We start from the raw sequence: 12,925 nt of genomic DNA, 5'->3' as shown, positions 1-12,925 counted from the left end.
ACTAGGCGCATCCTGGCGGACGACATCGCGGTTGCCCAGGCGCCCAGCGAACAGGCCTGATCCACGCCTAATGTCCCACGACTGGGCCGTCGACCGTTAAACCCATCGCGAAATTCCATAAACATTTCGCGCAGATCGCCCGCAGCGTCTGCGTCGGGAAGCGAGGGCCGCAGCTCGCCCGACGGCGCGGCCGATACGGCCGGCTCAGTCGACCACCTTGGCGGCGATCAGCTGGTCGAGCTTATCCTGCGGCATGCCGAGGATTTCGCCATAGACGTAGGCGTTGTGCTCGCCGAGCTTCGGCGCCCCGCGGGTGATCGTCGCCTGCGTCCGGGACATGCGCCAGGGCGCGCCCAGCACCGGCCGGCTGCCGTTCTTGTGGTCGGAGACCAGGCGGAAGAACTCCCGCCGCCAAAGCGCCTCGTCGGAGACCAGGTCCAGGGAGTTCAGGCTCTTGAAGGCGCCTACGCCCGCCGAGCGCAGCCGCTCGGCGAGCTCGGCGGCGTCCTGGGGCGCGGTCAGCTCGGCGAGCCGCGCGTCGAGGGCGGCCAGGTTGGCCTGGCGCCCCGCGAGGGCGGCGAACCGCGCGTCGCCCGCCAGACCGGCGTCGCCGAGCGTCGCACAGAGCGCCCGCCATTCGTCGTCCGAGGCGACCGCGAGGCTGATCCAGTCCTCGCCCGCACAGGGGTAGCAGCCGTGCGGCGCCATGTCGGCGTGACGATTGCCGTCCGCCCGCGGGCTTTGTCCGGTGAGGCTGTATTCGAACAGGCTGTCGCCGACCATGCTCGACACGCACTCGACGGCGGAGACGTCGACGAACTGCCCCTCCCCGGTCTTCTCGCGGTGCATCAGGGCGGCGATGGCGGCGAAGGCAGCCGCCGCCCCCATGGTGGTGTCGCCGTAGCGGATGTTGCTGCCGGTCGGCGCCTCATCCTCGTAGCCGATCAGGTAGTTGAGGCCGCCCAGGGCTGCGAAACAGGGCGCGTAGCCGGTCTGATAGCCGAGCGGACCTTCATTGCCGTACATCTTCATCGAGACGGAGATGATGTCGGGCTTAATCTTGCGCAGGTCCTCGTAGCCCAGGCCGGAACGCTCCATGGCGCCCGGGCGGATGTTGTTGAGGACGATGTCGCTCCTGGCGATCATCTCGTGGAGGTATCTCATCCCCTCCTCCGACTTCATGTTCACCTGAACGCTCAGGATCTCCGGGTTGAGGCTGAGAAAATAGGGCGCATTGTCGATGTCGACGCCGCCATAGGCGCGCATCTCGTCGAGGTTGGTGTTGCTTTCGACCTTGATCACCTCGGCGCCCAGGTAGGCCAGCAGCTTGCCGGCGTAGGGGCCGGCCCAGACCTTGGTGATCTCCAGGACGCGAACGCCTTCCAGCGGCCCGCCACGCGACGGCGTCTTCATCTTACGCTCCCACCGGGCGGGCGCCGCCACGGACCTCTTGTGCGTGCTGGCCGAGCAGCGGCGCGGCGGACGCGAGCTTCGTCGGCGAGGCGCTGAGCTTGTAGGGGGTGGTCGGATAGAGGGCGCGACCCAGCACCGGATGCTCCAGCTCCTGGAAGAACCGCCGGTGCTGGAACTGCGGCGAGCGATGCAGGTCGGAGGCGTCGTTCACCGGCACCAGCGGAATGCCGAGCTTCTGCGCGTCTTCCGAGACCTGGTCCTTGTCGTGGGGCGACACCCAGGCCGCGAAGCCGGCGCGGAACTTCGCCACCGCCTCGTCGGTGCAGGCGTACTCCAGCCAGTTGTCGGCGAATTCGTTCATCCAGTCAGGCTGGCCCATCAGCGTCTTGATCGCCGCCCAATGCCCGCCGTGCAGGATCATCAGGTAGACGAAGCCGTTGGCGCAGGAGAAGGCCGCCCCGGGTCCGCCCATGTCGTAGGCCGTCCGCGCGCTGGAGGCCTCCGCCTCCCCGGCCAGCATGCGCCCGAGCACGGCGTCGGCGCGGGAGATCAGCACCTCGCGCTGGGAGATGTCGATGGACTGGCCCAGGCCCGAACGATTTCGCCAATAGAGGGTCGAGACAACGCAGAGCGCCGCGTCGATGGCCGCCTCGTAATCGGCGGTGAACCGGCCCGCCCCCTTCAGCGGCGGCCGCTTCGGATCGGCTGCGGTCGGGGTGTGATAGCCCCAGCCGCTGGCGTGGAAGACGTTCAGCGCCTTGGCGGTCTCCCAGCCAGCCGGTGCGTCCGCGCCGAAAGGGGTGATCGAGCAGAAGACGGCGGAGGGATAGCGCGCATCGCGCACCTCGGCGCCGAGCCCGCGCCCGGCCATCCAGGCCTCCCCGTGGTCGTCGATCACCACGTCCGCCGTGGCGATCAGCTGGTGCATCACATCGAGGTCGGCGGCCGCGGCTAGGTCCAGGGCGACGGACTTCTTGTTGGTGTTCAGATAGGCGAACAGGCCGCTGGTCTCGACGCCCTCGCCGTCGCCCGCCACCGGCGCCATCGCCCGCGTCGGGCTGCCGGTCCCGGGGCGCTCGACCTTGATGATCTCGGCGCCGAAATCGGCGAGCAGCTTGCCGCAGTATTCGCCGCTGACTCCCTCGGCCAGTTCGACGATCCTGAACCCGCGCAGTGCGCTCATGTCCATCCTCTAAACTGCGCGCACGGCGCGGAACTCCGGTGCGGACGAGGCGGCTTAAGCCGCGCCCGATCTACTTTGAGCGGCGTGCGCCCGCCACTTGGCGAAGGCCAGATCGACGCCCTTCTGGCGCTCCTCCTCCACGGTTTCGAAATCCTCCCGCAGGCGGTCGAACGACTGGGCGCGATTGCGGTTGGCGCCCGAGACGTGCGGCATGACGAAGCGAGCATAGAGCTCGTAGGACTTCTTCGTCTGGTCCCATTCGGCCCAATTGTGCGCCTGGAACAGCATGACGCCGAAGTCGCCCTGCTTGGCCTGCAGCTTCTCGATCATCACGATCGCGTCCTGCGGCGTGCCGATTACGGCGCGGCCCGAGTTGATCAGCAGGTCGACGGGGTCGCCGTGGTCCAGCAGGCCGCCCATGCCCTTCGGCGCGACCCGATCGAAGTATTCGCACCAGCGCGGCAGCCCCCGGGCGACGTCGGCGCGGGCCTGCTCGCGGGTCTCGGCGATATGCATCGGCGCGACCAGTCGCAGCTGGCGCGGATCCATGGTGCGGCCAAGTTCGGCGGCGACCGCGTTGGCTGTCCGCCAGTTCTCGCCCAGCACGTCGAAGCCCTGCGCCTCGGTCGCAGCGACACAGAGCATGCCCAGGCCCAGCCGGCCCGCCAGCATGCCGCCGGAGGGCGTGATGGCGCTCGCCACGGCCACTTCCGGATACGGCTGGGTGTAGGGCCGCAGGTGAACGCGCGCGCGGTTCAGCTCATACCAGGAGCCCTTGGCCGTGACCTCGTCGCCGCGCAGCAGGCGCAGGATCACCTCCAGGGCCTCGACCATCATGTCGCGTTGGGACCTGATGTCGACGCCCAGCATGGTGGCGTCGGTGGTCAGCAGCCCCGGGCCCACGCCGAACATCACCCGGCCCATGGTCATGTGGTCGAGCTGGATGATGCGGTTCGCGACCATCAGGGGGTTGTGGTAGGGCAGCGAGACGACGCCCGCGCCCAGGCGGATCGAGCGGGTGTTCTCCGCCGCCGCGGCGATCATCAGCTCCGGCGAGCAGATCGTCTCCCAGCCGGTCGAGTGGTGCTCGCCGAACCAGGCTTCCTTGAACCCCAGCTTCTCGACGTGCTCGACCAGCTCCAGGTCGCGCCGCAGCGCGATCGTCGGGCTCTCGTCCACGTCGTGGTACGGGGCCATGAAGACCCCGTGCTGCAGGGGGATGTCGGGCATCTCTAATCCTTGTCAGCAGCCGCCGCGAGATCGACGGCGGGCGGCAGGACCCTGTCGTGCGTCAGGTCTTCCATCTTTCACGTCGGAGCCCTCGCCTCTCGACAGGAGGTGCAAGGCCGTTGGCACTTGCTGAATCGGCGGTCCGACGACGCGGCGCACCGGCCAAAAGGAAGGCCGCCGGCGTCGCGCCAGCGGCCCCAATCCCCCTGACCTGTCCCGTGCAGGTCAGCCCCTCTTCTTGATCTCTTCGATCACCCGCGCGCGGGCGGCGACGATGTCGGCGGCATGGTTGACCGGATCGCCGGCGGTGATGCCGCCGTCGACCGGCAGGACGACGCCGGTGATCTGGGCCGCGCGGTCGCTCGCCAGGAACAGCACGGCCTGGGCGGTGTCGGCGGTGGAGCCCTGCCGCTTCAACGGCTGGTAGGACATCATCACCTTGTCGGTCTCGGCCCGGATGAGCGCGACATCCGCAGGCGACATTCCCGGCTCCCCGAAGTCGGTCATCTGGGTCTTGATGCTGCCGGGCGCGAGCACGTTCACCCGCACGCCGTACCCCGCTAGGTCGATGGAGACCGCCTTGCTGAAGCCGACGACGGCGAACTTCGAGGACCGGTACTGCAACAGCGTATAGCCCGGCAGCAGGCCCGCGATCGAAGCGGTGTTGATGATCGAACCGCCGCCGTTCTTCGCCATGTGGCGGGCGGCGAACTGGGTGCCGTAGACGACGCCCATCAGGTTGACGCGCATCACCCGCTCGTAGTCCTCGAGATCGTCGTCGAGGAAGTGCGGGAACATCCTCCCGGGCATGCCGGCGTTGTTGAACATCACATGCAGGCCGCCGAAGCCGGACACCGCCGTGTCGACCAGCGCCTGCACCTCCTCGCGCTTGCCGACGTCGGCGCGCTGGAAGACAGCCGCCTCGCCGAGCTCGGCGGCGAGCTCTTCGCCACGGGTCACGTCGAGGTCGGCGACCACCACCCTGGCGCCTTCGGCCACGAACAACTCGGCCGCAGCGCGACCGATGCCGCTGGCTCCGCCCGTGACGATCGCCACCTTGCCCGCTAGATCCTGACCCAATTCCATCCTCGACTTTCTGATCTGACGAAGCGCCGGCGACGGCGCGCGCCTAGGCCTTGCGCTTAAAGGTGAGCGGCAGGTGGTCGATCGTGTGGGTGGCCACCGTCGGGAGGTAGGTGATCTGATCCACCGGCGTCGCCAGCTTGATGTCGGTCAGGCGCCGGACGACTTCCCGCGCCGCCACCTTGATCTCCATCCGCGCGAGGGCTGCGCCGATGCAGCGGTGGACCCCGACGCCGAAGGCGACGTGCTTGCCGAGGTTGCTGCGGTTGAGGTCGAAGTCCCGCGGACAGGCGAACACCGTCTCGTCGTCGTTCCCGGAGGCGTAGAGCACCAGGATATGGGCGTCCTTCGGCAGCAGCTTGCCGCCGAGCTCGACTTCGCGCGTGGTCATCTTGGCGAGGCCGCGGACCGGCGGCTCGATGCGCAGCAGCTCCTCGACGAAGCGGTTCATCAGGCGGTCGTCGTCGACGGACTCCTGCAGCGTCTTGGCCACGTCCGGCTGGGTCGCCAGGACGAACAGCAGCTTGCCTATGGCGGTCGCCGTCGTGTCGTTGCCGGCGATGATCAAGGCGCGGATCAGCGACACCGCCTCGCCGAACTCCAGCGTCCCGCCGTCTTCGAGCTTGGCGTGCACGATGTCCGAGATCATGTCCTCGCGCGGCTCGGCCTCGCGGGCTCTCATTTCGGCGATGATGAAGTTCTGCAGGTCGCAGATCTGGGCTGCGTTCTCGAGCATGTGCTCGCGATCCTGCATCTTCGAGATCTGGGCGGTCACCGCCGCCGACCAGCGCTGGATCTTGTCGGCGTTGAACTGGGCGATGCCCAGCTGCTCGCAGATCACCCGGATCGTCAGCGGGATGGCGAATTCGGTCACGCCGTCGACCACTTCGCCCTTCTCGGCCTTCTCGGCGAGCTTCTCGACCAGATCGACGATGATGGCGGTGATCCCCGGCTCGACCGAGGCGACGCGGTGCGCCGTAAACGCCTTTTCCATCAGCCTGCGAACGCGGGTGTGCGCCGGCGGGTCATCCTTGATCGCGTCTTGAAAGAAGCCGCCGCCCTCCCGCTCGAGGATCTGCTTGAACTCCTCGAAAAAGCCGTTCGCGTACATCGCTTCGTAGCCGTGCTTGTCCGAGAAGGTGATCGGATCGCGAAGCAGCTCGACAATGTCGTCGTAGCGCGACACCAGCCACATCCCGAGCTTCTCGTCGTAGTGCACCGGGTCGTCACGGCGCATCGCCTTGAAATACTCATCCGGCCGCGCCTGGATGATGGGGTCGGTCAGCGTCGCGGTGGCCAGGATCCCCGCCTTGCTCGACACGGGGCAGACGCCTTCGGCGGTTCCAGAGCTCATCCGACAATCTCCTCTTGCGCCCGTCTTCCCGGTTCCAGCCAGGAGCGGACGCGACAACAGCGGCTTCAAAGCCAGAGTCCCGGAAGCGGGCGGGCGAAGCTATGACGGAGATCGAAGACCGCATTGCCCGCCGGGGCAATCGCTCCGTCTCCCCTTGAAAACCGGAAGGCGCGACGCCTCAGCGGATGCTGGCCTTGCCGACCTGCGCCGGAGGCGCCATCGCCATATATTTGTCGACCGCCTTCTCGAAATGACGGATGCGGATTTCCTGATAGTTCGCCAGCGTCAGGCCGGCCTTGGCGCTCGCCTCGAGGCCCTCCTGCTGCGCGAAAAGGTTGTCGGTATCCTGGTCGAGGATCTTGCCGAATCCGGGATCCATGCCCTCGGCTTCCGCGAAGGACTGGTGATCCTCAAGGATCTGGAGCTCGGCCATCTCCGGCGTCTCTCCGTTCTTCGGCTTCGGCCGCATGAACATCACCTCGTAGATGGTCCGACGATGGTCTCGGGCGTCGGGCCTGAAGCGATAGACCATCGGCAACGAGATGCCGGGGAACAGGAAGAGGTTCGGGAAGATCGTGTACGAATAGGTGTCGAGCAGCTCCGTATCCGACACATTGCTCAGGTCGGCGTTCGTCGCCTTTTCGAACATGTCCCGGAACATGTCCGCCATCACTTGACGGGCGCGCTCGCCCTCCTTCAGCTGCGGCTTCTGGCCGCCGAGCGAAGAGCTGTCGCCGAGCGTGAAATTGTCGACGATGTCCTGCTCAGTATACTTGCCGTAGAGCTTCGGGCTCACGACGCCGAGCGTCGAAATGAAGCGATCAACGTGTTCGCCGTAGACGTCATACTGTGAGTTGACGTCGCCGTTGGCGGGCGCGACCTGCGGGTGCGTGTCACCAACATGATAGGCCTCCATGAAGGCCTCCATGGTGAGCTTCCAGTTGGCCGGATAGCTCTTCTGCACGTGGAGGTAGATATAGCGGTTTTCGAGGTTCCACGCATTGAAGTGCGCGAGCGGCTCCTCGCCGAGATAGTCCTCCAGCGACGGCGCTTCCGGATCCATGTTGATCCAGACGAAGCCGCCGAGCCGAGCCACGCGCGCCTGGGGCAGGGTAAATTTCGCCGTATCGACGTGGGGGAAATCCCACTGGCAGGGAATGTTCTTGTTCGTGCCGTCGAGGTTCCACGACCAGCCGTGGAACGGACACTTCAGCTCGGTCGCGAAGCCCTCGGTTCCCGAGGTCCTAAGTTTCGTTCCACGGTGCATACAGGCGTTGAAATGCGCCTTGATCTCGTCCTCGGCGCTGCGAATGACGATGAAGCTGAAGGCGCCGAGGTCGTACACATAGTAGTCGCCGACTTCGGGGATGTGGTCTTCGCGGCAGGCCATCTGCCAGGTGCGGGTCCACAGTTTCTGGAACTCGCCCTTCGCGAACTCGGGATCGATGTAGCGATCCTTGGAAATATCCTCGCTGCCGAGATATTCGTAGCTCTCGCTCCGCGCCCATTCGGGGGCCGGCGCCTTGTCGCGCGCGATGATTTCCTGCGTGCTTTCCGCGGGGCAGCGGGCCTCGCCGGGGACGATCTTGCCGGTTTGCACGTTCATAATCTCGTTCCGATGTCTATGTGCTGCGGTGGCCCGGTCAGGTGAAGGGCGGCCGCGTCGCTGCAATCGAGGCGGGGACGGCGAGACCCTACCGGCAGCGGGCGGGTAGCCAAATGACTGGCTGAGAAGCCGCCGTTACCCCTGTCGGTCACCAGCCAGACGTTAGTTTGACATCCGTCAAAACCTCGCGCAGCTGGCCGGTGGGTCGCCAGGTGACGGTCCAACTCTGAGTTTTTCACCTCATTGCCAGAAACGGTGACGCGGAAGAGCGTGCGCCGGGTCGTTTCCGCGTGGAAGTGAAAAATAGACGTCGGACAGCCCTGCCCCGCTCAGCTCGACCCGGGCGGCACGCGTTCGGCGTTCAGCGCCTCGGGGACCAGGTATTTCGTCGTGCTCCAGCCGCCGTCCAGCGAGATCGTCTGGCCGTGGATGTAGCTGCCTTCCGGCGAGCAGATGAAGACCACCACATTGGCGATGTCCTCAGGCGTCCCCTCGCGATGGTAGGGGGTCATCTCCTGGTTCATCCGCTGGAAGCCCGGATGGTCCCAGTAGGCGTCGGTCATGGCGGTGCGGATGACGCCCGGCGCCACCACATTGCTGCGGATGCCCTTGTGGCCGTACTGCGCCGCCATGGTCCGCATCAGGCCGATCAGCCCGGCCTTTGCAGCCGAATAGGCCCCGCCGTCGTAGCCGCCGATGATGCCGTAGGTCGACCCGACATGGACGATCGACGAGCCCTGGCTCAGATGCGGCAGCGCCTCGCGGCAGAGCCGGAAGGGCGCGCGCAGCGAGGTGTTGAGGACCTCGTCAAGCATGGCGTCGCTGGTCTCATGCACCAGTCCCCAGACGCCGGCGGCGGCGTTGCTGACCAGGTGATCGAGCCGCCCGTAGGTCGCCAGCGCATGGTCGACCACCCGCCTGGGCGCCTCCTCGGCGGTGATGTCCACGGCGATCGTGGTGAGCTCCGTCCCCCCTTCGAGGTCCGCCCTCAGCTTGGCGAGCTTGTCAGCCGAGCGACCGGTCGCCACGACCCTGACGCCTGCGGCGCCGAACCGGCGACAGATGGCTTCGCCAATCCCGCCGGCCGCGCCGGTAACGATCGCCACCTGACCATCGCTCACGTCTTTGCTCTCCATGCCAAATTCAGGCGGCTCGCCTGGAGGCGGAACCTATGCGGGGGCGTCATGGATCCGAATGACCGGGCGGGAAAGCTCCATTATCCCACCGGGCGCCGGGGTCGGAGGAAACCAGGCGCCCCCTCGCCGTCCGCCCAGCCGCGGGAACGTCTTCAGGCCGGGTCATCTACCCTGGCGCAGGCGTGCAACTCGCCCATCCGGAATGCGGCTATTGTGCTTCGACGCGAAAAAATCGGCGGGCGTCGGGTTGGATGCACGCGTCGGCGGATTGAGGTGGGTCGGTGACCAAGACGGTAGTGACGCTCGACGACAAGTACGCTCAGGAGTCGGGCCAGGTCTTTCTCTCGTCGCTGCAGGCCCTGGTGCGCCTGCCGATCGACCAGGCCCGGCGCGACCGCGCCGCCGGCCTGACGACGGCCGGCTACGTCACCGGCTATCGGGGCTCGCCGATCACCACCCTCGACGCCCAGCTCTGGGCGGCGGCCAAGCTGCTCGGCGAACACGACGTGCGCTTCGAGCCCGGCCTGAACGAGGAGCTGGCGGCCACCAGCCTGCGCGGGACCCAACAACTCGAGTGGTTCGGCGCGTCCAGATACAGCGGCGTCTACGCCATGTGGTACGCCAAGGGCGTGGGCGTGGACCGCGCCTGCGAGGCCTTGAAGCTGGCCAACCTGGAAGGCGCCTCGGCCAACGGCGGCGCCCTGGTGGTCGCCGGCGACGATCACGCGGCCAAGTCCTCGGCCTCCGCCCACCAGTCCGAACACACCCTGATCGCCGGCTTCATCCCGGTCCTCTATCCGGCCACCACCGACGAGATCCTGGAGTTCGGCCTCTACGGCTGGGAGCTGTCGCGCTACAGCGGCCTCTACGTCGGGATGAAGACCATCACCGACACCCTCGACCTCACCTCGACGGCGACCCTCCCCGCCCCTGGCTTCCAGATCCTGCGGCCCGAGCTGCCAGCTGGGCGGAGCCTCAACCTGCGCAACGGCATGACGGCGCTGGAGTCGGAGGCGGTGACCGTCAACCAGCGGCTGCCGGCGGCCCAGGCCTTCGTGCGCGCCAACGGGATCGACCGCATCCCGCTGGACGCCGAGCGGCGCGAGATCACCATCGTCACCGCTGGGAAGGCCTACCTCGACGTGCGCCAGGCGCTGCAGGACCTAGGCTTCGACGAGCCCCGCCGCCGGGCGGCCGGCATCCGCGTGGTCAAGATCGGCATGGTCTGGCCGCTGGAAGCCGAGTTCGTGAAGGCCGCCTGCGCCGGCAGCCGCGAAGTCCTGGTGGTCGAGGAGAAGCGCCCGGTCGTCGAAGACCAGCTGGCCCACATCTTCTACCGGCTGAGCGCCGACCAGCGTCCGGAGATCGTCGGCAAGCGTGACCCGGAAGGCCGCGAGCTGCTCCCCGCCAACGGCGTGCTCGATCCCGGCAAGGTCCGCCGCGCCCTGGTGCGCCGCCTGGAAGCGCACGGCATGCTCGACGAGGAGACCCGCAACCGCGCGGACGCCTTCCTGAGGGCTGAGGGGGAGGTCAGCGAGCTGAAGCTGATCGCCAGCCGGCCGGCCTTCTTCTGCTCAGGCTGCCCGCACAACACCTCGACGGTCATCCCCGAAGGCAGCATGGCCATGGGCGCCACCGGTTGCCACGGCCTGGCCGCCTACATGCCCGAGCGACGGACGATGATCACCGTCGGCATGGGCTCGGAGGGGATGCCCTGGGTCGCCGCCGGCCCCTATGTCGACACCCCGCACATGTTCCAGAACATGGGCGACGGCACCTTCACCCACTCCGGCCTGCTGTCGATCCGCGCCGCGGTGGCGGCCAAGACCAATGTCACCTTCAAGATCCTGTTCAACGACGCCGTGGCCATGACCGGCGGCCAGCCGGCCGAGGGCGGGCTGACGGCCGACATGATGGTCCGCGAGCTGGTGGTCGAAGGGGTCAAGCCGGTCGTCCTGCTCAGCGAGGAGCCCCAGCGGTTCGACGGCCTCGACATTCCGGCCGGCGTGCGCGTCCTGCACCGCGACCATCTCGACGAGGTCCAGCGTGAGCTGCGCGAGACCCCCGGCGTCACCGCCGTCGTCTACGACCAGACCTGCGCCAACGAGAAGCGCCGCCGGCGCAAGCGCGGCATGGCGGCCGATCCGGACATGCGGCTCTACATCAACCCGGCGGTCTGCGAGGGCTGCGGCGACTGCTCGAAGCAATCGAACTGCATGAGCATCCAGCCGCTGGAGACGGAGTTCGGCCGCAAGCGACTGATCGACCAGTCCAGCTGCAACAAGGACTACAGCTGCGTCAAAGGCTTCTGCCCGTCCTTCGTCTCGGTGCGCGGCGGCCAGATCGCCAAGCGCTCGATCGACGCCGGCGTGCTGGCGGAGAAGATGGCCGGTCTGCCGACGCCCGCGGTCGTCGAGCCGGGCGTGGGCGGCTATTCCCTGATGGTCACCGGCATCGGCGGCACAGGGGTGCTGACCGTGGGCGCGGTGCTCGGCATGGCCGCCCACCTGGAGGGCAAGAGCGCCAAGGTGCTGGACATGACCGGCATGGCCCAGAAGGGCGGCGCGGTCACCAGCCACATCAAGATCGGCGCCGACGTCGACCAGATCCCCAGCGCCCGGCTGGGCACGGCCCAGGCCGACCTGCTGATCGCCTGCGACCTGATCGTCGCCTCCAGTCCGGACGTACTGGCCGTCACCCGGACCGACACCAGGGTGGTGGCCAACGACGAGATCGCGCCCACCGGCGACTTCCAGGCGAACAATGCGCTGGACCTTTCAAAGCCCAGGTTCCTGGCCGCCATTCGCAAGACCGTGGACGACCGCAACATCGCCACCGTGCCTGCGCACACGCTTTCGACCAAGCTGGTCGGGGACTCGATCTTCACCAACATCATGATGGTCGGGTTCGCCGCGCAGAAGGGCTGCCTGCCGGTCTCGGTCGCCTCGATCGAGGAGGCCGTGCGGCTGAACGGGGTGGCGGTGAAGGCCAATCTGCAGGCCTTCGCCCTGGGCCGCCTGGCCGCCCAGTCGGCAGACGACCTGCTGGCGCTGGCGGACGCCCCGCAGAACGAGCCGGCCTTCCCCACCACCCTGCCCGAGATGTTGGAGAGCCGCAGCCACAGGCTGACGGCCTATCAGGACGCCCGCTACGCCGGCCAGTATCAGGCCTTCGTGCGCGACCTGGAGGCCCGGCTTCGCGGCCGCGGCGTCGCCGCGCCCGAGACCTTCCTCATGGAGGTCGCCAACCAGCTCGCCCGACTGATGGCCTACAAGGACGAGTACGAGGTCGCCCGGCTCTACAGCACGCCGGAGTTCCATGCGTCCTTGCGCGACCAGTTCGCCGGCGACGTGAAGCTGTCGCTCAACCTCGCCCCGCCGCTGATCGCCTTGCGCAAGGACGCCAAGACCGGCCGGCCGAAGAAGATCGAGTTCGGGCCGTGGATCTTCCCGGTGCTGAAGGTCATGAGCCGCTTCAAAACCCTGCGCGGCGGCGCCCTCGACCCGTTCGGCTACACCGCCGAGCGGCGGCTGGAGCGGCGGCTGATCGGCGAGTATCGCCAGCTGATCTCCTCCGTCGCAGACAAGGCGACGGACGCGAATATGGCGGTCGCCGTCCAGCTAGCCGGCGCCGCCGGCTCGATCGCCGGCTATGGGCCGGTGAAGGATGCGGGCGTGGAGACGTACCGTGAGGCGGTCGCGGCCCTGCTGCCGCAGCTGGATGCGCCGTCGGAACCGTTGGCGGTCAGCAAGCGACGAACCGTGCCGGCCTGAAGCGCCCTACAACTGTCATCCCGGAATCCGCGTAGCGGATGTCCGGGACCCATGCACACCGGAGAGCGAAAATTCGCGTGGCGCGGCCGTGTCCCGACCTGCAACGCCGTGTTCATGGGTCCCGGTCTTTTCGCTGCGCGAAAAACC

General features: G+C 67.5%; 8 protein-coding genes. 1 reads left to right on the top strand and 7 read right to left on the bottom strand.

Going from position 1 to position 12,925, the window contains the following annotated elements; translation table 11 throughout:
- Positions 1–204: 204 nt before the first annotated feature.
- The 7 genes from ACSQ2B_RS03375 to ACSQ2B_RS03345 form a co-directional block, all read right to left on the bottom strand.
- Positions 205–1,413, bottom strand: a complete 1,209-nt coding sequence (locus ACSQ2B_RS03375) for a CaiB/BaiF CoA transferase family protein (protein WP_436047332.1) — start codon at positions 1,411–1,413, stop codon at positions 205–207.
- A 1-nt stretch (position 1,414) separates the two neighbouring features.
- Positions 1,415–2,596, bottom strand: coding sequence for a CaiB/BaiF CoA transferase family protein (locus tag ACSQ2B_RS03370; protein WP_436047330.1), 1,182 nt, complete (start codon positions 2,594–2,596; stop codon positions 1,415–1,417).
- A 54-nt stretch (positions 2,597–2,650) separates the two neighbouring features.
- The gene (locus tag ACSQ2B_RS03365) at positions 2,651–3,826 is read right to left on the bottom strand and encodes an LLM class flavin-dependent oxidoreductase (RefSeq protein WP_436047329.1); all 1,176 of its coding nucleotides are present in this window, start codon (positions 3,824–3,826) and stop codon (positions 2,651–2,653) included.
- Positions 3,827–4,051: 225 nt separating this feature from the next.
- Complete coding sequence (locus tag ACSQ2B_RS03360; RefSeq protein WP_436047328.1) at positions 4,052–4,912, bottom strand: SDR family NAD(P)-dependent oxidoreductase; 861 nt, start codon at positions 4,910–4,912, stop codon at positions 4,052–4,054.
- A gap of 43 nt (positions 4,913–4,955) precedes the next feature.
- Positions 4,956–6,263, bottom strand: coding sequence for a cytochrome P450 (locus ACSQ2B_RS03355; protein WP_436047326.1), 1,308 nt, complete (start codon positions 6,261–6,263; stop codon positions 4,956–4,958).
- Positions 6,264–6,441: 178 nt separating this feature from the next.
- Complete coding sequence (locus ACSQ2B_RS03350; RefSeq protein WP_436047324.1) at positions 6,442–7,869, bottom strand: aromatic ring-hydroxylating oxygenase subunit alpha; 1,428 nt, start codon at positions 7,867–7,869, stop codon at positions 6,442–6,444.
- A gap of 329 nt (positions 7,870–8,198) precedes the next feature.
- Entirely contained in the window at positions 8,199–8,990 is a 792-nt protein-coding gene (locus ACSQ2B_RS03345) for an SDR family NAD(P)-dependent oxidoreductase (protein WP_436047322.1), read from the bottom strand.
- A 296-nt stretch (positions 8,991–9,286) separates the two neighbouring features.
- On the opposite strand from ACSQ2B_RS03345, the gene ACSQ2B_RS03340 reads away from it, so the two are divergent.
- Entirely contained in the window at positions 9,287–12,778 is a 3,492-nt protein-coding gene (locus ACSQ2B_RS03340) for an indolepyruvate ferredoxin oxidoreductase family protein (RefSeq protein ID WP_436047320.1), read from the top strand.
- Positions 12,779–12,925: the final 147 nt, after the last annotated feature.

The sequence above is a fragment of the Phenylobacterium sp. LjRoot225 genome (genome assembly GCF_964252855.1).
GTDB lineage: Bacteria > Pseudomonadota > Alphaproteobacteria > Caulobacterales > Caulobacteraceae > Phenylobacterium.
The sequence above is the reverse complement of the archived record's forward strand: the minus strand, read 5'-3'. Positions and strand labels throughout refer to the sequence as shown.